We start from the raw sequence: 23,212 nt of genomic DNA on the forward strand, positions 1-23,212 counted from the left end.
AAAGCTACTGCTAGGTTTCCTATTTCTTGTTCGTGCTGTTATCCCAGGACCATTCCTCCAGATTGGTTGTCACCGGCCAGCCGTGACCATGAGGATGGATCTGCTGCTCACCAATGTTCAGTCCATTCCTAACCAGATACAGATGATCTATATTTACGAGCCATGCCCATGGCGCATCCCCCTGATAACTGAAACCTGTTGTTCCATCCCATTCCGCTTTTTGCCAGAACGGCAATGCCTCTTCTTCACTGGTGGCCTGAAGGGCCTTCTCCATCCATGAATCCACGACTTGATTACTGTACAGTCCAACATTGTAATATCCTTCTCCCTTGTGGGTACTGCTATAGAGGTTATACGTCTCCAGTGGATCATGACTGCCCCAACCAAATAATACAGCGTTGGAGTAAGCCATCTTTTTTGTCTCTTCACGGCTTTTGCCTTCAACATTGATTTTAATTCCAGCCTGGGCAACCATATCCGCAGCAGCCAGTGCCAGAGATTGTCTTGTTAAATCACCTGCAAAATAAAGCAGATTGAATTCGGCCTTAACACCGTTTTTCTCAACGATACCATCCCCATCTGCATCCACCCAGCCACCAGTCGCCAGAATGCGCTTTGCTTCTTCGAGATTGGCATCCGTAAATACAGCTTCCGCATTGCTCCAAGGCAGATCATCACTGACGGAATACGCTGGACGACCGTACCCTTCCAGTACGCCCTCAACCAAAGCCTCACGATCAATCACAACGTTCACCGCTTGGCGAATCGCCAGATCAGATGTCACATCATTCCCTGCGGGAAGACCATCTCCCGACTTGGCACCGGCAGGTTGCATGGGGAACATGATGCCCCGGTTATCTACGGTTTTCACGGCCTCTAATGTCATGCCATTCACCTGTTGTTTGCTAAACGCTGCCGGGATAGCAGCGATATCCACCGTACCTGCCTGCGCAGCGGCGTAGGCCGCATCTTCATCCAGATAGAGGAAGGTGAGTTTGTGGAATGCAGACTTGTTACCATAATATTCTTCATTGGCTTCCACGATGGCCTGTTGTCCTTTGTCCCACTGTACCAGCTTGTACGGTCCTGATCCGACCGGATGTTCCGCATAATCGGCACCATAGGCGTGTTCAGGTACAATGCCAAGTGTCGTCAGCAGACTGATGAATGTAGACTGCGGCGACTTCAGTGTAAATACAACCGTGCTATCATCCGGTGCCTGCACATCAGCCATATTCGTCAAATCAATCACAGATCCACTCTGAGCAGCCGTATCAAACGTAAATTTTACATCTTCAGCCGTAAGCGGCTCCCCATCAGAGAATTTTACATCGTTCCGGAGTGTAACCGTCCAGGTCAGCCCATCTTCACTAACTGAGTATGCCGTAGCCAGGTCGTTAACCAGTTGTAACTTGGCATCCCGCTTCAGCAAGGTACTCTGGAAAAGTGGTGACCCATATTGCCCCCATCCGGTTGTTGGATCAAACCCGCCTTCCGGTTCGGTGCCAACGGCCAGCACCAATTCATCTTTGGTTAAGGCTGTACCTGATTGTCCATTCTCTGCTGATGAAGCTGTTGGCGCTGTGCCCTGTGCACAACCAGATAAACCAATGGAACATACAAGCAAGATGCCTAATCCTGTTCTAACTTTTCGTTTTCCCCATTTCCATGAAAATCTGCCCATTCTGGTCGTTCCCCCTCTAAAGTTGTGCTGCACTCACTTATTTCGTGTTACTTTTTAGAGAAATTGTAGCACAAAACACAAATCATATGTCAACAAAGTTAACTTCACAATCCATATTTTTTCATATTTCAGAATTAATAATTAAAAAATTCTTTAACCGAGCATTTGTAGCGCTCTATAGAGTCAGGTATTATAACAAACAAAAAAAACAGACGGTTGGCATCTAACCAATAGTCTGTTTTTTAGATTTGCTATATTTTCATAGAAATTACACTCGTATTTGTCTTACTCCGAAGAGCGATGATGATGGTTGTGACCATGCTGCCCGGTACTTTGATTGTGATCCAGACTTTGATCCGGCTTGCCATCCTGATCATGACTCTGAGCATGAGCCAGTTTGTTGAGTTCATCCACATAAGTCACAGACAATTCTGCATACAATACCCCTTTTTGCACCTGGATCTGTTGATGCAGATGACGCAATCGCCCCAGATTCCCTCGTACGGCAATAACCTCCAGGCATTGGTCATGGTTCAGGTGTACGTGCATATTGGAAATGATGTCATGATGCGCCTCGTGCTGCAGCTCCATCAAACGAATGGGAAGATCACTGATATGGTGATCGTAGACCATCACAATGGTGCCGGCCACATCCTGGTCGGATTGTAATGCAGAAGGTTGCAGTAATGTTTTTCGAACAAGATCACGGAAAGCCTCGGATCGGTTTTTGTATCCCTGTTCCTCAATATACTGGTCAAACTGCTCAATCAGAGGTGTAGGAAACGCCACCCCGAACCGGGTCAAATCTTCTTTATCTGCCATGCTTCTCCTCCTGCGCCCTCATTTGCTTCGAGTGTACCACAGACTTGTCTGCTCATCGACTATACTGTTGCATGAATCGTACTGCCGAATGTATCGCCTGTTGTCCAGCGTCACTCTCCAGATCAAATTGATAATCATGTCCCAGCTTCTCTGACGAGTTCGAGAAAAACAAGGTTTCCACCTCAACATCAAGGCGCTTCAATACTTGTGCCAGCTCAATCGATTGACTGGTCAACGGGTCATTATTGCCTGAGGTAATAAATGCAGGCGGGTACGCTGCTGTGGCCTGAAGCACGGTCGACATTTCATGCAAACGGGGATAATCTTCGAATGTTTTGACTCCTGTATATGACCAGAGAAATGTCCGTATGAGTGGAAAACCTGTATTGGCTACCGTACTTAGATTGTATGGACCACAGTATAGAAGAACCCCACGCAACTCTTCCGGCTGGGCGGCTGGTGTTATATTCATCAGCTTGGCGAGAGAAGGATTCGTCACCACTGCCGCGGTCTGACTTGCAATCTGGGCACCTGCTGAATTGCCTGCGAGAAATATGTTTTTCGGGTCACCCTGATACTCACTGACATGGTTTTTCACGTAAGTCAAAGCCTGATTCGTTTGGATCACCGGAATGGGATATTTCGTATCCGGTGCGAGCGCATAATTCATACTGACCACAACGTAACCCTGCTTGGCTAATTGAACGGCATAATCTGCGATATCCTTTTTGTCGCCCAAGACCCATCCACCGCCATGAACCCACAACACAACAGGCAAAGGTTCCGATGTTACGGAAGGATAATAGATATCCAGCGTACTGTCATTACTCCCTTTGTCTGCATAGGGTACATCCGCAACACAAATTATCCCATCCGAGAGCATAGTGTCCTTGCTATTTGTGTCTGGATTAGTAGTTTCAATTAATGACTTTAATAAAAATACCGTTATTTTGGGTGTCCATTGTGTACCAATCCCAATAAAAACTATGATCAAAATTAGTACCATGCTGGGAATCCAGTACCGTTTACGTTTAAACCCTCTTGCCCCCGTACGTTTCGTTTCCAACTTGGACTGCAATAACTTCACCTCGTTCCATCATCATCGAAGCGTCTTTACGTCTAAAGTTGTGTACGTTGCGGAGAGGACCGGGTTTCCTCTTATTTGGGTCTTTTGGCAATTTCCTGTCTGACTTTCACATATGTAGTGGATACTTTTTGCTCCAGTGTATGAATATTTTGTTTCGAGCCTGCCCACTTCTCCGCTGCAGAAGCCAATGTGTTCAATGAGCTGAGTACACGCGACGTTTGGCTTTGCTTTGTACTCTGTTTGAACTGTTGTAGAGCGTTGGAATATCGTTCTTTTGCCAGACTTGCCTGTTTTTTAGCTGTTTGAATCTGTTTCTTCACGGAGTCGGCCCCTGCCAGCATAGCTCGTAAACGTTTTATCTCCGCAGTCTTCCGTTTACGTGCTTCAGCAAGTTCCTTTTTCTTGATCCGAATGTCTTCTCTGGCAACCTGCACAACGGGTTTCAATGTGTCGGCCTGCGTACGGATCGCTGCACTCCATTCCTTATTTTTGATTGCTTTGGCTGCATCCAACTGTCTATTGACTGAACTATAGAGAGCGAATAGCGGTTCATATCGGGCTTGGGTTTGCTTTACCTTTTCAGCTAGAGCTGTGATCTTCGCGTCATCGGTTTGTCTTATTTCTACACGTAATCGCTCCAATTCCGCGGTATTGGCGGCATGAAGTGTCTTTATTTTTTGTTCCCAAGCCTGCTCTTGTGTCTTCCAGTTCCCCACTTTCTCGTATGCTTGCTTCAACGTTAACTTGGTTTGTGCATCGGCTTTGTTCAAAACGGAGTCCCAGGCTTTCTGCGCGGTTACGCCAAGATCTATGCCCGCAGCCTCCACTGAAGAAGCAAAATAGATCGTGCCTGCGCTGAACAGAATTACAAGCCCTATAAACAGGCGTGATCCGAAAATAAGATGAGTCAACGATGGCAATTGACGAAACCGGACGTTACTTTGTTCCATCATGTGACTATGGCTACCTGTTATTGGAGAAGGGAATAGAATGTCACTCGTCTCCATTAAAGCTATATCCGCTGTAACTATATCCTCGATATGCTGTCGACCCTTCGTTTCTTCCAAAAATCCGTGATGTTCTATGAAGTTATAAGAGCTTGAACGTTCCAATAGGGAAGAACAACACTCCATTGCCTCCTGTTCACTTATCGTTTCCTTCCATGCTTCTGTTTGCATCCGTCCCTACACCCTTTCTTCTAAAATATTTAGCAGAATAGCCAACGAAATCAGCGAACGACAAAAAAGCACCCGCAAGTCAGGCAATTGCCTGCTCTTACGGGTGCTTCCCTCATAAGCCGTTCCATATGAGATTCGATTGAACGAGTCGCTCGAACCTTTCCTTTTTCTAATATATTCCATTCGCTGTATCTGGTCAAGTAAATCTGGTTTCACTGTCCTAATATCAAACCTTTGATCAACGGGAGAACCCTTCCCGCATTTAATCAACAACGTATACAGCTCAACTTATTGATTGACCAAAATAGCTTTCATTGCCTCGGTCAGATCCTCTTCTTTCAGCATCATGTAGATGTTCTCGCCACGAGTTACATTCAACTTGATCTGGTAGATGGTATCTTTCTCTGTTTTATAACCAGACCGTTGACGTTTGAGCAAATCGCTAATGATTTCTTTGTTTTGGGTTGCGACCTGCTTCTTGATGCTTAGACTCCCATCGATATATTCTGGCTGCGGATTCGCCCACTGAAGAAAACCCGGACTGTTGATCTCCTGCTTCGCAAACTGTGCGGAGATAATCTCGTCTGCTTGGACAAGCAACTGATCGTATAATTTGTTCTCCTTCAGCCAAGCCAATACCCGATCATAGCTAGGTTTGATCTCAAAATTCCACATCTCTTTTGGTTGGAATGGATCTTTTGAAGACGAGTCCTGATTCATCTCCGCGTAAGCAAACGACTGCCACGAAGAGCGCTGTTCTTCATAGGTCTGATCCAAAATGTCCTGTTTCAAGAGTTCCTTGAATTCACGGACTTGCTCCGGATTGCTAATATACACCTTTCGGTATGAACTAATGGCAGAGCGAATGCCAAAACTTAATGCATCCTCTTCCAGCTTATACGTTTCAAAGGCGACTCTTTTGTAATCCTGGGACTGTTTCAGAGCCATTAATTCCTGATGAAATTCGGCTTCTGGAATATAATATTTACGTTTCATCACTTTGCCGTTATCCAGCTTGTAGTTAATAAATACATACTCATCGTTACGCATACCTGGATTGATTGGGTCATTCAGTATAGGAAGATCGGAATCCACAATTTTTTGATGAAGAGCGATAACTGCCCCCATGTATTCCGGATCATTAGAATAGAGGTGAGCATCGTCCTTTTTCTGAGTGACACCGTTACTGTAGGTATAACTCTCCCCACCAAGCTTGATGCTGTTCACCTTGTTCAATTCAGGCACTCGCGCAGCGTATCCATTCCAGTCGGCAATAGGTACGTACAGTACCAATCCAGCGATGATACCATATAGAATCAGCTTGGGCAGCAGCCTGCTGCTCCAGATCAGCCATGTTTTGCGAATAATCATCTCGGCAACGATATAACCTACAATTCCACCAAGAATATATCCGAATATTCCCCATCCAGCTGATCCTCTTGGAGCAATAATCGTGAAGTAAGCTCCGCCAATCAGAACCAACGTAAACATTAAACCAAATCGGAATATAGGTTTTACAAGAGTAAACGTAACTGCTTGCGTAGCAGATTCAACCTGTCTTCTCGCATAGAGCACATAACTCAGAGGAACAAACAGGATTGCGAATATCGAATAGATTATAAGTTCTCCATTAGTGATAGGAGCATAACTGATTGAAGCCATGCGAAGAACAAGTGACATTTCTTCCGCATTACGTCCCAATTCATCGTACGGATATCCAAGCAAATAATGCTGGAGATGAAGTGACATAATGAACCATACGACAACAGGTAACAAGAGGAGCGCGTATACGGTAAGCCCCTGCAACACAGATTGCCCGATGCACATGCCAACCGCCACAGTAAGCATGAACATAAATAGCGAGTAGATGCTCATACTCAAGCCCCACATCCAGATCGTACTGCCATCAAACAGAAAAGCAGGTTGATCCAGTACTGCCCATACCCAGCCGGTAATTGCAGTTGTAATCCAGATTGGAAGCAAAATCATGGCATATCCGGTCAACAAGTTAACCGTTAATAGATGTTTACGACGTAACGGCAAACTATGGAACAGATCAGAAGGTGCACCGGACTGAATATACCGAAACAGAAAGATTCCAGCCGCTACGGGGAGTGTGATGGCGAACAAAATCTGCACTTCACCATTGGCCTGAAACAAACTTGTAATCTGTTGTGGCACGTCCCTGTACTCGGTAGCGATATATAGCGGAAGTGAGAACAACAATGTGATGAGATATAAAATGCCTATCCATCCATGCTGTCTGAAATTTTGGATCAGGATGCCCCGGTTACAGAACAATCGGTTGAATATCATACCCTGCGTCCTCCATTTCATAGATAAAGATTTCTTCGAGCGTCAAAGGCAGTACATCCAGCAGATACGGATCATGTATACGGAATTGATCGGTTACCTGTTGTCGGTTGCCTTTGACAATGTACAGGGATACACTTCCCCGTTTCTCTTCATGCAAGATATCAATCTGCTCATCCATGGCTTTCGCATGGTCCGGGTGGCGGAAAGCAACCTGGATTTTATGCGTATCGGCCTTCAGATCATCAAGATCCTTCTCTACAATAATTCGGCCTTTGTGCATAATCGCCACATGGTCACACAGATCTTCGATCTCACGCAAGTTGTGCGACGAGATGACAATGGTTACTTGACGCTCAGCTGCTTCCTGGAACAGCAGGTTTTTGATCTGCTGGCGCATGACCGGGTCGAGGCCGTCAATCGGCTCATCCATAAGCAGCACTTCAGGCATACAGCTAAGTCCCAGCCATACGGCTGCCTGACGGCGCATACCTTTGGACATGCGATGCAACTTGCGTTTTACATCCAGTTTGAACACGGTAGCCAGTTGCTTGAACCGTTCCTCATTCCAGCGCGGATATACGGAACGATAAAATGCAGCCATCTGAGTTATTGAAGATTGCGGAAAAAAGTACGGCGAATCTGCCATGAAAATTGTGCGGCCTTTGAGATCCATATTTTCATAAATCTCAGTACCCTCGATACGAACAGTCCCGCTGTCCTGACGGTAAATGCCAGCCATCATTTTGAGCAGCGAAGTCTTGCCTGCCCCGTTGGAACCGAGCAAACCATAGATCGACCCCTTATGTATGTTCATCGTTACGCCATCCACTGCCTTTTCCTGCTCAAACGCTTTGACGACTTGATTCAGCTCAATCATGAGGCTCCTCCTTCTCTATACGGGCCATCGCTTCCTCAAACAAAAGCGTCATATCCGCTTTGGTCAAACCGGAATACGAAGCTTCTGCAATCAACTTCACCAGAGACTCTCTGATCTCATCTCTCATGGCTTCATTCGGATGTTCCACAGACGATGATACGAAGCTCCCTTTTCCCTTCAAAGAATAAATGTAACCTTCACGTTCAAGCTCGCGATACGCTTTCTGAATCGTATTTGGATTTACGGTCAGCTGCGTGGATAACGCACGAACGGAAGGAAGCTGCTCGTCGGGCTTTAGAATACCGTATACGATCATTTCTTTGACTTTGTCCACTAGTTGCTCGTAGATCGCCTTACGGCTGCGTACATCTAATTCGAACATCCCGCACCTCCTTTCTGTAAATGTGTGAAATACCCTATGGGTTTTAAATGACTGTATCTGAGGTGTATGTGCAAATATCTAGGTGTAAAAAGGCGTTACCTAAGCTGTACAACTATAGTACTGTACTATTCAACTCTTAGGTGTATTAACTGTACTACTATTATTAATACAGTTAAATCGAATTGTCAACCGTTGACTTTGACTTCTTGTTTTATTGGGAGTACGTTAATAAAGAGAGGTTATATGGTTCAAATGACATATATAATTTTGGGAAGCAGGTTCATTCCGGTTTAGGACGGTGATCGTATCAGGAGTGGCATTCACATGAAGTGATGCAAAACGGCTATCTGAAGCGATGTCGCTAGATGTGACTAGATGTGGCTACTTGAAGAAGTGATGCGGCTAGCTACCCAAAACCTTTGCTTTACCGCTTTGACAGAATTACATGTAAAGGTTGTTCAGGTCTTTCCCCTTCCGTTATGATGGAGATGAAATATTGTTCAATAATCACTGTATCTTTGTTACTTTTGTGCGCGTTTAATCTGATTGGTTGTTCGTTCTGTTATGCGTTATATATGTTGTCTTACGTTATAGATCTATTGTCTGTACAGTAGCTGGCTGTTTAGCAGGTAGCTATATTAGAGTTAGCGAGACTATGTACTTGCTTTAAATTCGGGTTTGCATAAATTGAGCTACTATTCAGTGATCGTGTGTAGACTGGGTCCGTTATTCGTTTGACTTGTTGGTTTAAAAAATCAGAAGGTCGATATATGATTCGCGTTAATTGAGTCGGGGCAGTCTTCAGCCTTTTTAATCGTTTATCTGTTCGTTTGGAGTGCCAACTCGTGCTGTCCGCACTGAGCATACATATTGTAGATATGTCTTTCAAAGGGTGGACACAGACATGAGAAAGCACTCTGGAGTTTGATTTCTACATATAGATAATTTTTAATTTTATATCTGAAAACATCTATATATAGTGTTTCATTTTCCTGGATGGATATAGTATCTTTTTAGAAAAAGTGTCCACTCTTTGAAAGACAAAATGAAGGTAAATGTCCTTTTGTAGTGGACAAATATATGCCCGAATTCCATTTATATAAGCTGAACTATACATTTACACGAAAATATAGAAGTAAGTAATAACCCTAAGAAGTGTAACTAGAAGCTTGCTGTAAGAAAGATACTATGGAGGCATATGTTACACTTCTAATACCTCATAAGGAGAATCCGAGATGAATGAACATAGACAGGATGAAGATCTGAATAATAAACCAAACGCATTATTCGAAAATAGTGGACACCACAGGGATTTAACCGGGGAAATAAACACTTCAGATATAAGTCCGGTCCAAGCAAATTCATCACAACGTGTGTTAATTGTAACCGCGGTTGATGCGGAGAAAGATGCGGTCCTCCGCGGTTTGGGAGATACGGCCGCGGAACGATTTGACGTCATTGCTGCGGGCGTTGGCCCAGCCTCGGCCGCAGCAGGAACAGCCGCTACATTGGCATATGCCGTAGCGGCTGCAAGCACAAGGGCTTTGGCGCAAGGTTCTACTGCGCCAAGCCCATCCGATGTGGCACAGGCATCTGCCACATCTTCAAGGCCGGGGCCCCTTGCCGGAGCCGGATCTTCACCAGCCTACATGCTGGTGATCAGTGCCGGCATCGGCGGCGGGTTCCCCGGCCGGGCAGACGTCGGCTCCCTCGTGGTAGCCGACGCCATGGTTGCTGCCGATCTGGGCTCGCAGACGCCAGATGGCTTCCTTAGTGTGGACGAGCTCGGATTCGGCTCGTCCATTGTGGCGGCGGACGCGGAGCTTGCCGCTCGCCTGCGCCATGAGCTGCAGCAGGCTGGGCTCGCTGTCAGCGGAGGCACTGCGGTCACCGTGTCCACGGCGACCGGAACAGCGGAGACGGCCGCGGAGCTATTGCGCCGCGTGCCGGATGCCGCCGCCGAAGGCATGGAAGGCTTCGGCGTGGCAACAGCTGCCCAGCAGTTCGGCGTGCCAGCACTCGAACTGCGGGCCATATCTAACGCGGTCGGTCCACGCGACCGCGACGCTTGGCGCATCAAGGATGCCCTCGATGCGCTTCAGACTGCAAGTTCCATTTTACGGGAGGTTATTACATCATGAAAATTGCATTTTCCCCTTGTCCAAATGATACATTTATCTTTCACGCGTGGGTGCACGGGTTGATCCCAGGCGCACCTGAGCTGGATGTCCGATATGCTGATATTGATATTACCAATGGTCTGGCGGCAAATCCCGATGGACCTGACACACCTGAAGTGATGAAAATATCTTATGCAGCACTGCCATACGTGTTGTCTGACTATGCTCTGCTTCCTGCTGGAGGCGCACTTGGCAGAGGTTGTGGTCCTTTGGTTCTGACCGCAAATGGTACGACCGATCCAGCCTATCTGTCTGGACGACGAGTTGCTGTGCCAAGTGAACGCTCGACAGCATATCTATTATTCCGTCTGTGGGCAGCGCAAAATGTTCCCGGCGGTGTAGGCGAGATTGTAGTCATGCCATTCGACCAGATCATGCCTGCTGTGCGAGACGGCAAGATCGATGCCGGACTTGTTATCCATGAAGCACGCTTCACGTACCAGAACTATGATCTCAAACTGATGACGGATCTTGGTAACTGGTGGGAAAGTGATACGGGTCTTCCAATTCCGCTTGGAGCGATCATTGCACGTCGCAACATGGATGCTCATGCCCTCGCCGGATGGGCACGCGCCTCCGTTGAATATGCATGGGCGCACCCGGATGAGTCGAGAACATACGTTATGGAACATGCTCAAGAAATGGACCCTGACGTAGCTGCACAGCATATCGGACTGTACGTTAATGAGTTCAGCGCCAACCTGGGTGATGATGGTTACGGTGCAATCACTGCACTGCTTGGTCGTGCCATGAAAGAAGGACTCGTTCCTGAGTTCGACCTTGATCTGTTGCGAATCTAACTTTGATTTAATTTGAGTTATTTTCTCTTCGCTCTATATCTAAAGAACACAGCACATCTTATTTAGCCGAATAACGTGGTATGAGAATTCTAAAGAATCCCAGACACTCTATTTAGCTAGAAATCGGTCATATCACCGATAAACTCGCTTCATTCCACACAATAACGCTTCTACAATTCGTTAGAAATTGGAATGTGCAGATTTTCGGCGAATAGCGTGTACTCGGTTCATTATAGTCCGTCCCACGGTGTTCTGAGGAGCAAGCTTCGTTGAAGCCTATCCGGGGTATTCGAAAGTCGTTAGAAATTAGTATGTGCGTATTTCCAGCGAATAGCGTGCGCTCGATTCGTTAAAGTTCTGCATAGGGTACATTCGTGGATACAACTCTTAGCTAGCCAGGGTGATGGTCGTGTTCTAATGTCTTGTTTTTTTAAGGGCTTGGTTACTTCGGGTTAATAAAGGTCGTATTCAGAAGCTTAGAAGGCTCACGAATCGGAGTCTATCCTTAAACTCCCCCGCACCTATTTCGCTGAGTCCCTACTTTCCAGCAAAAGTTATATAAGCCTTACCGGGTTTCGAGTTTGTAGTTTCGGATTTCGGGTTTCGAATTGGCCGTTTGCGGTTTTTGGTTCGTGGTTACGGTTTTAGAGTCTAGGCGAAATACTTGCATCAAGGTACTTTGCTGCAAACTAGTGGCCTTACTAACCATGTTTGTCTACACGTGACACACAAAATAGAAAGAGCTGTCCCCTAACGTCAGACAAATGACGTTGGGACAGCTCTTTTTTCACTCTATATTCAACTTCATATCTATACTCATATCTATCACTCTACTCAACCCAAGATCGAAGCAGAAAGAAACCCTTGCAACTCCACGCTCTCCACGTCATCTTGAACCCTACTGTAACCCATTCCCAACCCACAGCTCTCCCTTTCACAACTGCGGTCTACGAATCCAACCATCCCCTACGAATCAGCTACAACCGTGCGGATCATAATCCGTAGCGCATCCAGCATCATGTGAGTAGGTAGCGAAGGAACGGAAGGCTGCAACACAGCCATCTTTGTGGAGGCGGGAAAGTGTACAAATCCGGCACGGATTGGAAGTTTCCCTACTCGAATGTGATCCAGTAACCGGTACATCGTGTTGTTGCAGATATATGTACCTGCTGTATTGGACACGGTAGCGGGAATACCTGCTGCGGACATGTCATTCACCATGGCACGTATGGGCAACGTGGAGAACAAACCGTCCGGGCTGCCATCTGCAATTGGCTCGTCCACAGGACGTTGCCCCTGGTTATCCGCGTATGAGCCCGGCGGAATATCTTTGACATTCACGGCCATTCGCTCCGGTGTGATGGATGTTCTGCCCTTGGCCAGCCCACAGGCGATGACTACATCTGGCCGATAGGCTTCCATCTCTGCGATCAGCAGGTCTGCACATTCATCGAAGTGCACGGGCAACAGTACTGTTTTTAGCTCAGCACCCTCGATTACTTCGTTCGCAAGAGCCTCCATTAATGCCCCCGTCGGATTCACCGCATCCCCGCCAAAAGGTTCAAACCCGGATATCAGAATCTTCACCATCACACGTCAGCTCCTGTCTGTTACTCCGATTTGTAACGCAATCCCCACTGGCCCCGAATCGTGTCCATCAGCTTCATGATTTCCAGGGATTCGTCCAGTTTAATGGTGTTGCTCTCCGTCCGACCTTCGAGGATACAACGTCCCGCTTCTTCTGCCTCAAAAGCATAACCAATACATGTTCGATCATCCGTGAACTTCTCAGGCTCGTCCTGACCATTCACATGCAGATAGGCTTCTTTGCCCGCCAGGAATAAAGGTAGACGAATCTTGCCTTCCGTACCGTATATGACGGCTTCATTGCTGAGGTTCAGACGAATGGCAGCACTCAGTGATGCAGAACGTCCCTCGGAAAAGGACAACAACACGGAAAACTGCTCGTCCACACCCGTTTCACCGATATTGGCCGTACTCCATACATGCTGGGGCTGTTCGCCAAAGATCATCGAAGCAAAAGAAATCGGGTACACTCCTGCATCCAGCAATGCGCCCCCACCCAGATCCGGATTAAGCAACCTTCCTTCCGGCTCCCAGCCAACACGGAATCCAAAGTCTGCCTGGAGCAAACGTACTTCACCGATTCGTCCTTCTGCAATCCATGCTCTGGCTTGAGCGATTGGTGGCAAAAAGCGTGTCCACATCCCTTCCATCAGGAAAAGGTTGCGCTCCCGTGCCGTCTCCACCAGTTGCTCCAACTGACGCGCATTCATCGTAAACGGCTTTTCACAGAGCACCGCTTTACCTGCCTCCAGACAAGCCATTACATTCTCCTTATGCACAGGATGAGGTGTGGCCACATAGATAATATCTACCTCAGGATCCTGAAGCATCTCATCATAAGAACCGTAAGCGCGTGCAAAACCATATTCAGCTGCAAACTTCTCCGCACTTCCCGCTGTCCGTGAACCTACCGCTGCTTTCTCTGCGTTCCCGGCATGCTCCAAATCCTTTGCAAACTGGGATGCAATCCATCCCGTGCCCATAATGCCCCAGCGTACTTTGTCCCGTCCCACTACTTCTGTCATATTAAAGCCTCCCTACTGCAATTTGAGTTGAAAAGGTTCATGATTCAGATCAGGCCAACATGTTATCCCCTTTATTTTACCAAAAAGAAACGCTTACGTCAGAAAACGATTTCGATTATGTGCTTTCAGATAGAATTCAAGCTCATCAGGGCCTCGAACATATCTGTGTACATTTCAATTCTCCAGTAGATTTGCTAAGATTATCAGCAGACTAGGGCCAAGAAGTCTTGTCCCTAAACATACTTGTAACTAGCGACAATCTGGTTAAACTATCGATCACATCTGATAACGGGATCATACCCGTGTGCTATTCATAAAACCCTGACTATACTGCAAACGCGCTTTGGACAAGGCAGCCAGTAATCATAACATCATGCAAAACGCATCAATAGTTGTTCAAGAAAGACCTACAGGTCCAAGAAAATATGGTAAGTTCCAGATTCAATCATTATCTAACTGTTCAAAAGAGAGGCGGTCGCATAGCACCATGACTACCATTCCCGGTACCACCCACAGCGGCATGAATCCACACATGTTACATCAGCAGACAAGTCCCAATGCAGCAAAGGAATCCTCAACCCGGGCAGGCCTGGATGCCTTCCTGAATGATACCCTGATTGAACTTCGTCAGGCAGAACATATAATAACCCGTGGGAAATGGCGCTGGTCCACAACTGAGCTAGCTCATCATACCTTCATATACATGCACAAATTCACAGGCCAACTGATCATGAATGAGACCGAATCCCACGTGGTTCGCAAATCAGCTTGTCTGTGCACACCAGGAACTGCAATTGAACTGATCGGAGATGAAGACCATGATATTGAACTGTATATCATTCACTTTGATCTGTATCGGGCTACGGAGAAGACAAAAGCCAGACGAATCTACGAACGTGAGCTCAGTTCACCTGTTACAGGCTGGATTCAGGGCCCATTTTACGGTATACAGCGCATTGCCGCACAGCTTACACAATTAACCAACGAAGGTTTGGAAACAGGCCTGAAGGCACAGCTCCTCCTGACAGAACTGTTACATATACTCTGGCCTCAAGAAGACCAGACTGACGTAGTGGCTGGACAGGATGAACCCGAACAGTGGCTCAGGTCCACCCTGCAATACATGCGCGAAAACTACATGCACGAGATCAAGCTGGAAAAGTTGGCTGAACTGGCTGAAATGCATCCATCCTATTACTCGCAGCTATTCAAGAGCCGCATGCAGAAAAATCCGATTGAATACATCACTCATCTGCGTATGAACCGGGCCAAGGAATTGTTGCTCACTTCCGATCTGCGTATCCGTGATGTGGCTCGTGAAGTGGGTTACCGTGACGAATTCTATTTCAGCCGACGTTTCCGGAACCATGCTGGATATGCCCCCACTTCCTATGCGAAGCAGGTCCATCGGAATATCGTGTCGCTCTCCTATCCATACACGGACCACCTGATGACACTTGGCATCACGCCATGTGCAGCTCAGATTCAGGGCCACCTGCCTCATATGCCCAAATCGCTGGCACTGCCCTTCCACGCTTATGAACCGTGGGAACAGGGACGTCAGGCATTCCTGGATGTAAATCCTGAATTGATTCTGACCAAGGACAATGCAGCTGCCAAAGCGATGGAGCATATTGGCGATATCGCCCCCATCATCACGATTCCCTGGAACCAGACAGACGTCTTTGGTCATCTGCATCAGATTGCATCCATAGTGGATCGTACCCAAGCAGCCACAGATTGGCTGGATCGACATGAACGCAAGGCAGAGCGTGCACGCAAAAAAATCAAGGAATTCGTCGGGGACATCACCGTTGCCGTTGGCACGTTAACGCCTAAAGGTCCACGGATGTACAGCCATCGCAACTTCGGACATGTCTTTTATCGAACCTTGCAATTGGCCGCTCCTCAGCGGATTCAGACCGAACTGGCTGGCAAATCTCCCGGCGTTGGATTCAACTGGCTGCCCTTCACACCAGGGGAATGGGACGGACTGGAGGCAGATGTGCTAGTACTGGCGATTAATTCTATGCATGAAAAGGCAACACTGTTGAAAGAGATGGCTTCGAATCCACTATGGAACAGCCATCCTGCGGTAAAAAACGGACGTGTACATCTCATCGACTGGAACTCATGGGTCGTATATGCTCCATATTCCATCAACATCCAGCTCGATGAAGCGCTCTCTATGTTGACGAACAAACCTTCACTTTTGTAATCTAAAAAATGTCCATCTCCAGAATCTTAATTTATGCCATGTACGGGCCTGAATTAAGATTCTATAATGATCACTAATTGATAATGATAATCAATAACAATGAAATGCGTTGTTGGTACCAAAGGAGTGACCCGTATTCAACATCCGGGACTGCCACATCGTCCGTCTAATTCAAAAAAAACTGCAGTGACCGTTGGGCTGACGTTTTTGTCTGCCATAGCCATACTGCTGCTAAGTATGTTTGTCGCAATCTCTTTAGGTGCCAAAGGGTTAACGCTGGAAACCGTATGGGCTGCCATATTTCAGTACAACCCAGCTTTGACACCACATCAGATTATTCATGAACTGCGGCTGCCTCGTGTCCTTGCCGCGGTTATTATCGGTGCTGCCTTTGCCGTTGCAGGAGCTTTAATGCAAGGTATTACGCGTAATCCGCTGGCAGACACGGGCATTCTGGGCATCAATGCTGGAGCCACTTTTGTCGTAGCACTGAGCTTTGCCTTTTGGCCCGGACTGCCGTACGGCTGGATTATGTTTTTATCATTCCTGGGGGCTGTTCTCGGCACACTGCTTATCTTCCTGCTTGGAATGGCAGCACCTGGTGGTCTGAATTCCATCAGACTGACCGTTGCCGGAGCCGTTATTGCAGCCATGTTAACCTCGCTCAGCACAGGAGTTGCCATTTATTTTGACCTGAGTCAGGATCTGGCCTTCTGGTATGCGGGAGGTTTTGGCGGAATAGAATGGCGGCATCTCAAGCTTATTCTTCCCGTGCTGCTCGCCACACTAGTACTGATCATGCCACTCGCCCGGCGTGTATCGCTTATGTCACTCGGTGAAGAAGTGGCGATTAATCTCGGGATCAACCTGCGCTGGACGAGGTTTCTTGCCCTCGCAGCGGTTGTTGTGCTGGCTGGTGTGTCCGTGTCGGCAGTAGGCTCGATTGGATTTGTCGGACTTGTCATCCCCCATATCTCACGCAAACTGGTGGGTGTGGATTATCGACTCATCATTCCGATGTCTTCTCTGCTTGGAGCGATATTACTGGTGCTCGCCGATCTGGGCTCACGCATCGTGAACCCGCCCGAGGAACTCGCGGTAGGCATTATGGTCGCTTTTGTCGGTGTACCGTTCTTCCTCTATCTGGCCCGTAAAGAAAGGAGGGCCTTGTAGCGATGAATTTTAATACACCCTCACGAGGTAAACGTTCGATAGTTGTCAGTATCACGCTGCTCTGCATCGCCATTGCCGTTATTGTGATCAGCCTGAACACGGGAACCATTCGTCTCTCCCCAGTGGCTGTGTTACAGACTTTGTTTGGTAATGGCAGTTCGGATGATCAAATTGTACTGTTTGATTACCGACTTCCTCGCATCCTTGTAACTGTACTGGCCGGAGCAGGACTTGGTATTGCTGGAGCAGCCCTGCAAGGGATTACCCGCAATCCACTGGCGGACCCGGGTATTCTGGGATTACATGCGGGGGCAGCATTTGGACTAATGGTGTTTGTTAGTCTCTCCTTTACAATGGATGGCTCTGTGGCCTTGCTGATCCCGTTGTTTGCTTTTGCAGGCAGTGTTGCCGCCGCTCTGATCATCATGCTGCTGTCCTATGATCGGCACAACGGCGTATCACCCATTAAGCTGATTCTGGTGGGAATCGCGGTAGCGGCCGGGTTCCATGCGTTGACACTCTACCTGTCCCTGCGTCTGGATGAAGACACCTATTCCTTTGCCGCTCGCTGGTTGGCAGGAAGCGTCTGGGGCCGGGATTGGATTCATGTGCAAGCATTGCTTCCTTGGGTGGTGTTATGTATCTCGTACATCTGGAGTCGATCCAAAACGCTCGATGCCTTCAATCTTGGAGATGCTGCCGCAACCAGTATCGGGACACCTGTCCGATCCCAGCGTATTATTTTGCTGCTCTGCGCCGTGGCCTTGTCTGCCGTTAGTGTATCGATGGCTGGCGGGATCGGCTTTATCGGTCTGGCGGCACCACATCTGGCGCGCAGGCTTGTCGGTCCGATGCATCGGCATCTGATCCCTGCTGCCGGGCTCATCGGTATGGTTATTCTGGTGACCGCCGATACGATCGGGCGAACGATCTTTCAGCCTAACGCCATTCCGGCAGGCGTGGTGGTTGCTGCGATTGGTGCACCTTACTTTTTGTACCTTTTAGTACGAAGCAAGTGATCTTTTTTTTCAAAAAACAATAAAGACATCCAAGAGATGTTCAAGGAGAATGTGACTACCCATGTTAAAGAAAAATCTTATGCTTGTCATGAGTATCTGTCTAGTGCTTGTGCTCGCAGCCTGTGGAACGGCCAATAATTCATCATCTGCTTCTGGCGGTTCGTCCACGGATACTTCAAGCAACAATCAGGACAACAGTGCAAGTTCAGGAGAGCCACGTATTGCCTCCATGTCGATCCATCTGACCAATGATCTGCTGTCTCTCGGTATTACTCCAGTTGGTTCCGTTATCGGTGGCGAAGCCAAAGGCTTCCTGTCCCATGTTGCTGATCAACTTCAAAATACAACGCCACTTGGTCCGGTTAAAGACCCGGATATGGAAGCTTTGCTTGCCCTGAAACCCGATGTGATCTATCTGGACGAAGAATTCTCCGGTGGTGATATTGCCAAATTCGAAAAAATTGCTCCGGTGCATGTCTTCAATCTGGATGACGGTACATGGCGCGATCATCTGAAAGACATTGGCAAACTCGTGAATCGCGAGAAGGAAGCCGATCAATACATTCAGGACTACGCGACCGAAACGGAAGAAGTGAAATCTCTGATTCAAGACAAGATTGGTGATGGAACAGTAATGGCGATCCGTGTTACTGCCAAGGAATTACGTGTGTTCAGTACACGTCGTCCCATGGGTCCCATTTTGTATGAGGATCTCGGTCTGACTCCTGCCAAAGGGATCACAGATATCGATTCGACTAAACCGTATCAAGTCGTCTCCCGTGAAATATTGCCGGACTATGATGCAGATGCGATCTTTGTGGTTGTGAATTCGGATGATGAAGCCCAGACCATGTTCAAGGAGCTGCAAAATAATCCGATCTGGCAAGGTCTGAAAGCAGTCAAAGCCGGTCACGTCTACCCGATTGGAGCACAACCTTGGCTCGATTACTCATCGATCGGTAATAAAATGGCCATGGATGAAGCCAAAGAAATGTTCTCCAAAAAATAAAGTGTCCCGTACATCTGATACCTATCATCTATAAAAAACAACAAAAAAACCTCACTTTGAGATCGGAACAGCGTTTGTATGAATCATACTTACACTCTATTCCCCTCAAAGCTGAGGTTTTTTGCTTTGGCTCTGCCTGCAAGCTGCAGTCCATCCTCTTCCACCATGTGTGCTCACAGTGTACAGACAATGATCTCAACATCCGTATCAGCAAAAGTTTCCTGGATAATCGGATTGACCTTCTCCCATTTCAGCCTGTCCAACCCGCATCCTATTCGGGGCATAGCCAGTTTCGTAATACCTTCCATCACACATACGTCCCGCATGGATTCTACCGCATTAGTCAACGATTGGTACGTCGGCTTATTGGAGAACTTGGCCTTGGTGACCAGATTCAGCGTCCGTCCTACCGGATAACATCGTCCAATCTCAAGTGGCTCTTGTTTGGCCTGTTCTTGAAGATTTTCCAAACCGAATCGCTCGCGAAACTGTACCGCAATGCCCTTGCCCATCCTTGCATCGGCTGATATGCAGTGTGCAAGCGTGTACTCATCCCCCAGTTCAAATAAATCCTGTTCTCTCTCATGAAACTGCATCGCATTCATCTCCTTTTGTCCTGCTTCCTTCTTCGAGCTACATCCTTTGTTCTACTTAATTAGCCCTCTGCCAAAAAACGTTGAAATGCCTTTAAAGTTCTCTGACCTGCGGATCGATCATATACAGCAAATACAATTAGTTCAAAGGAGTCCTTAAATCCCTCTCCCACTAACACATCATGAAAATACTTCGCCACCACTGCCGGTTCATTACGAAATACGCCGCAACCGTATGCACCGAGAACAATCGACCGATGACCATTCGTAGCAGCCACGTCCAGAATATAACGAATACGTTCCTTCATCACGGACTCAATCTGTAGATCATCCGCTTCTCCACGCTCTTTCACCACACCCGCATTCACCGCTGGCGCAGTAATGAATGATGATACATAATATTTGTCCAGCAATCGGTCTTCGTCATCCCGGATCACCGGAACATCCGGTGAATAGATCATATAATTCGAATAGAGACCCGATCGCTGTTTGCGATTGTACTCGTACATTTCATCCATTTGTGTGATGCACGGGTATAGTCCTGTCGCTCGGGCCAGACTCTCTTCCTGTGCCTGACTTCCACCAAGGAAACCGCCGCCAGGATTTTTCGCCGATGCAAAGTTCAGACAGACCACATCTTCTCTTCCTTCAGCTACCGTCAAACGTAAAGCAGCTCCAAGTGTAGTCTCGCCAGTAACTTCAATGCGACCCGGTGCAGCCTCAACTCCAGCGGATGGGGCCGTGGGTTGAATTCCAACGTAAGCTTCTGTACGAAGCTTTTCTCTGAGCGCGGACAATTCTGCTGGACGGTATAACGCCGAATTTCGGATGGCTTGCTGCACATCGGTACCTATCTTAACCTTGCGATCATACCCATTTACGTATTGCCCTTCATCCAAAATAGCCAACGTCTGCTGTGCGATATTAGCCCGCTTGGAACGTGAATTGGAGCCACCATTACCAGTTGATCTACCGAGTTTACTCTCGTGGCTATAACGCCCACTACTATTTTTTTTGTTGCTATTGTTTTTATCCTGTTGTTGATCACTCATCTGAATCACATCCTATATCTTCTCTTAGAAGGGTCAAAATCTCACCCAGCCAGTTGGTTCCCCGCCATGTTCTTCGATTGCGAATACGCCGGTCTTCCTCCGCCAGTCCCACACCCCAGATGCGATCATCGGGACTTGCTTCCACAAGAGTCGTTCCACGAGTGGCGCGCAGCGCGGTTAGCAGTTCTTCATTTTGTGTAAATTTGGCCCAATTACCCTCGTAAACTATGCGCTGGCACTCAGCTTCCCATAACGTCCGGTCGAAACCTGCGACCTGTCTGCCCAGCTTTTTTTGCACCGAAGCAGAGCTTGCCTTCAGAATCTTGTCTGCGATGGTCTGGTCACCAAACAACAGTGCTTTCTGGTGCATCATGTATTGCTCCGCACTCGTGTAGTGAACCCCGTTCACGGTAAAATCCGCCGGGTGCCACTGTGAGAACGGAGATGCAGTCCGCCAGAAAAACGTAAACTTTTCCATCCATATCCCCTCTTTACATGCTCCTCATGTATGCAATCATCCCGCAAACATCTTGAATGACTTCATTCGATTTCAGTGATGCACACCATCTTCTATAAGTTCTGTCTCTCTGGATTCAATCTGTATAAGCGTGATGGTCGATGACCGGCACTGCTCGCATACTCTCCTGTCTCAATGACCCAATCGGCGATTTTGCGCCGGAAAGCGGCAGCCAGCAGTTTTTTGCCACTGATGATCTCATGTACTTTCTGAAGTGCAGTCAGCGTAAACGTCTCCGGCATCAGATTAAATGCAATATCCGTGTACTCGATCTTGGATCGCAGACGCTCAAGCGCATAATGAATGATCTTGGCATGATCAAATGCAATCCCCTGAACCTCCCCCAACGTCAAACGATGGCTCCGTACTTTTCCTTCTATTGTTTCTTTCGTCTCAACAATTGCCGATAACTCTTCTGTTCCATTGGTCAAAATCAACTGCAGCCTGCGTTCTGTCACACGTCCACGCTCATGGATATGGCGTTTCTCTTCCAGAAGTCGCTGTTCCACCCGAAACCAATTGGCCTCACTGGCATCATCGCCAGCCTGAAGCTCCAACTCGCTGCTATCCACCAGCGCCATATAGGAACAGCTGATGACCCGTGTACGCGGATCTCGCTCCACATCTCCCCAGGTGTACAGTTGCTCCAAATAAATATCATCCAGCCCCGTCTCCGTCAACAATTCCCGCCGAGCAGCATCTTCCAATGATTCCTGCATGGAGACAAATCCACCCGGTAACGCCCACTGTCCCAGATAGGGATGGCCACCCCGCCGGATCAGCAGTAACTGGAGTTCGGGTTCCGCGAGCTTGCGATAGTTCTCCTGAGCCTCACTGCGTATCGTAAAGACCAACATGTCCACGGTGACGGAAGGACGTTCGTAATCACCAGCATTATACGTTTCCAGAAACTGTTGTTCACTGATATGTATCTGATCCTGATCCTCCCGGTAATCGGGTGCTTTTCCTCCAAAGGAACCCTCGTAAGTCATAATATACAAACTCCATTCTGTTATTAACAATATGTTATTAACAATTAGATAATATCAATTTATCACATCATTTTATCTTAGGTCAATATTTCCAGTCCAAAATAAATGATCTGTATTCACTTGACGATATGTCAGATCAAACTTAAGATTTAGTTAGTCGACTAACTAAATCTGCGTGTTCAAAAAGTCTGGTATTCAGTAGATGGAATGAAGGTAGAAATGGAGTAGATGATATGAACCCAGTCCAAAACGATCGGTTAATGGGACAGCTATCCGAACTCGTGAAACTAAAACGTTACAAGGTTCATGAGAAACTTGTGAACCACCCCGAGATATATCCGGGGCAGCCCCCTTTGTTGTTCCAGCTTGAACGGGAAGATGGCCAATCCCAGAAAAATCTGGCCGAACAACTTCAGCGCAGTCCCGCTACGGTGACCGTCATGCTTAAGCGCATGGAAACATCCGGTTATGTGAGACGCGAAGCAGACCCGAAGGATCTGCGCAGTCTGCGGGTCTATCTGACGGATCAGGGGCGCTCCGCGTTACAAGAATTGAGAGAAGTGATTCAGGAGTTGGAACAGCAGGCCCAGAAAGATTTTACACCGGAAGAATCAAGGATCATGTCTCTGCTTGCACAGCGTATGCTCCAAAACCTGCGTGAATCCTGAGTTGATGCAGACTGGCAACATCGCACCAATTGA

20 protein-coding genes are annotated in these 23,212 nt (G+C 47.5%); 7 read left to right on the forward strand and 13 right to left on the reverse strand.

Annotated elements, in window-relative coordinates:
- Positions 1-19: 19 nt before the first annotated feature.
- The 7 genes from BLS69_RS18230 to BLS69_RS18260 all read right to left on the reverse strand — a co-directional run bounded on the left by BLS69_RS18230 (position 20) and on the right by BLS69_RS18260 (position 8,346).
- The gene (locus tag BLS69_RS18230) at positions 20-1,684 is read right to left on the reverse strand and encodes an ABC transporter substrate-binding protein (RefSeq protein ID WP_091034204.1); all 1,665 of its coding nucleotides are present in this window, start codon (positions 1,682-1,684) and stop codon (positions 20-22) included.
- Positions 1,685-1,969: 285 nt separating this feature from the next.
- Positions 1,970-2,506, reverse strand: a complete 537-nt coding sequence (nikR, locus tag BLS69_RS18235) for a nickel-responsive transcriptional regulator NikR (RefSeq protein ID WP_091034206.1) — start codon at positions 2,504-2,506, stop codon at positions 1,970-1,972.
- Positions 2,507-2,558: 52 nt separating this feature from the next.
- Entirely contained in the window at positions 2,559-3,584 is a 1,026-nt protein-coding gene (locus BLS69_RS18240) for an alpha/beta hydrolase (RefSeq protein WP_091034208.1), read from the reverse strand.
- Positions 3,585-3,664: 80 nt separating this feature from the next.
- The gene (locus BLS69_RS18245; RefSeq protein WP_091034209.1) at positions 3,665-4,771 is read right to left on the reverse strand and encodes a hypothetical protein; all 1,107 of its coding nucleotides are present in this window, start codon (positions 4,769-4,771) and stop codon (positions 3,665-3,667) included.
- Positions 4,772-5,059: 288 nt separating this feature from the next.
- A complete protein-coding gene (locus BLS69_RS18250) occupies positions 5,060-7,087 on the reverse strand; it encodes a hypothetical protein (RefSeq protein ID WP_091034212.1) in 2,028 nt (675 codons plus the stop codon).
- Positions 7,062-7,964, reverse strand: a complete 903-nt coding sequence (locus BLS69_RS18255) for an ABC transporter ATP-binding protein (protein WP_091034215.1) — start codon at positions 7,962-7,964, stop codon at positions 7,062-7,064. Before BLS69_RS18255 ends, BLS69_RS18250 begins: the two co-directional genes overlap by 26 nt.
- Positions 7,957-8,346 carry a GntR family transcriptional regulator gene (locus BLS69_RS18260; RefSeq protein ID WP_091034217.1) on the reverse strand — a complete coding sequence of 130 codons (390 nt, stop codon included), beginning with the start codon at positions 8,344-8,346 and terminating at the stop codon, positions 7,957-7,959. Before BLS69_RS18260 ends, BLS69_RS18255 begins: the two co-directional genes overlap by 8 nt.
- Before the next feature lie 1,235 nt (positions 8,347-9,581).
- On the opposite strand from BLS69_RS18260, the gene BLS69_RS18265 reads away from it, so the two are divergent.
- Positions 9,582-10,487, forward strand: coding sequence for a futalosine hydrolase (locus BLS69_RS18265; protein ID WP_091034220.1), 906 nt, complete (start codon positions 9,582-9,584; stop codon positions 10,485-10,487).
- Positions 10,484-11,326 carry a 1,4-dihydroxy-6-naphtoate synthase gene (locus tag BLS69_RS18270; RefSeq protein ID WP_091034222.1) on the forward strand — a complete coding sequence of 281 codons (843 nt, stop codon included), beginning with the start codon at positions 10,484-10,486 and terminating at the stop codon, positions 11,324-11,326. The genes BLS69_RS18265 and BLS69_RS18270 overlap by 4 nt, the downstream gene beginning before the upstream one ends.
- 966 nt (positions 11,327-12,292) lie before the next feature.
- On the opposite strand, the gene BLS69_RS18275 is transcribed toward BLS69_RS18270, so the two are convergent.
- Together BLS69_RS18275 and BLS69_RS18280 are read right to left on the reverse strand one after the other, a co-directional pair.
- Positions 12,293-12,916 carry a pyroglutamyl-peptidase I gene (locus BLS69_RS18275; protein ID WP_176872765.1) on the reverse strand — a complete coding sequence of 208 codons (624 nt, stop codon included), beginning with the start codon at positions 12,914-12,916 and terminating at the stop codon, positions 12,293-12,295.
- A 20-nt stretch (positions 12,917-12,936) separates the two neighbouring features.
- Positions 12,937-13,938 (reverse strand): Gfo/Idh/MocA family protein, encoded by a 1,002-nt coding sequence (locus BLS69_RS18280; protein ID WP_091034225.1) that lies wholly within the window; start codon positions 13,936-13,938, stop codon positions 12,937-12,939.
- A gap of 487 nt (positions 13,939-14,425) precedes the next feature.
- Between BLS69_RS18280 and BLS69_RS18285 the strand changes: the two genes are divergently transcribed.
- From BLS69_RS18285 to BLS69_RS18300, 4 genes are all read left to right on the forward strand, one after another.
- On the forward strand, positions 14,426-16,156 hold the full coding sequence (locus BLS69_RS18285) for an AraC family transcriptional regulator (RefSeq protein WP_176872767.1): 1,731 nt from the start codon (positions 14,426-14,428) through the stop codon (positions 16,154-16,156).
- Between the two features lie 99 nt (positions 16,157-16,255).
- Entirely contained in the window at positions 16,256-17,329 is a 1,074-nt protein-coding gene (locus BLS69_RS18290) for a FecCD family ABC transporter permease (RefSeq protein WP_091034230.1), read from the forward strand.
- 2 nt (positions 17,330-17,331) lie between these two features.
- Positions 17,332-18,348, forward strand: a complete 1,017-nt coding sequence (locus BLS69_RS18295) for a FecCD family ABC transporter permease (RefSeq protein WP_091034232.1) — start codon at positions 17,332-17,334, stop codon at positions 18,346-18,348.
- A 61-nt stretch (positions 18,349-18,409) separates the two neighbouring features.
- Positions 18,410-19,357 (forward strand): iron-hydroxamate ABC transporter substrate-binding protein, encoded by a 948-nt coding sequence (locus tag BLS69_RS18300; RefSeq protein ID WP_091034235.1) that lies wholly within the window; start codon positions 18,410-18,412, stop codon positions 19,355-19,357.
- A gap of 173 nt (positions 19,358-19,530) precedes the next feature.
- Here BLS69_RS18300 and BLS69_RS18305 read toward each other — a convergent pair whose 3' ends face one another.
- The 4 genes from BLS69_RS18305 to BLS69_RS18320 all read right to left on the reverse strand — a co-directional run bounded on the left by BLS69_RS18305 (position 19,531) and on the right by BLS69_RS18320 (position 22,511).
- Complete coding sequence (locus BLS69_RS18305) at positions 19,531-19,953, reverse strand: macro domain-containing protein (protein WP_091034238.1); 423 nt, start codon at positions 19,951-19,953, stop codon at positions 19,531-19,533.
- A gap of 59 nt (positions 19,954-20,012) precedes the next feature.
- On the reverse strand, positions 20,013-21,002 hold the full coding sequence (locus tag BLS69_RS18310; RefSeq protein WP_091034240.1) for a TIGR02452 family protein: 990 nt from the start codon (positions 21,000-21,002) through the stop codon (positions 20,013-20,015).
- Entirely contained in the window at positions 20,995-21,480 is a 486-nt protein-coding gene (locus tag BLS69_RS18315) for an NADAR family protein (RefSeq protein ID WP_091034243.1), read from the reverse strand. Before BLS69_RS18315 ends, BLS69_RS18310 begins: the two co-directional genes overlap by 8 nt.
- 92 nt (positions 21,481-21,572) lie before the next feature.
- Positions 21,573-22,511: an NUDIX hydrolase gene (locus tag BLS69_RS18320; protein WP_176872769.1), complete on the reverse strand. Its 939-nt coding sequence runs from the start codon at positions 22,509-22,511 to the stop codon at positions 21,573-21,575.
- A gap of 233 nt (positions 22,512-22,744) precedes the next feature.
- Between BLS69_RS18320 and BLS69_RS18325 the strand changes: the two genes are divergently transcribed.
- On the forward strand, positions 22,745-23,179 hold the full coding sequence (locus tag BLS69_RS18325; RefSeq protein ID WP_091034246.1) for a MarR family winged helix-turn-helix transcriptional regulator: 435 nt from the start codon (positions 22,745-22,747) through the stop codon (positions 23,177-23,179).
- The last annotated feature ends 33 nt before the right edge of the window (positions 23,180-23,212 follow it).

Origin of the sequence: Paenibacillus sp. CF095 (assembly GCF_900101225.1) — a bacterium.
Taxonomy (GTDB): Bacteria; Bacillota; Bacilli; order Paenibacillales; family Paenibacillaceae; genus Paenibacillus.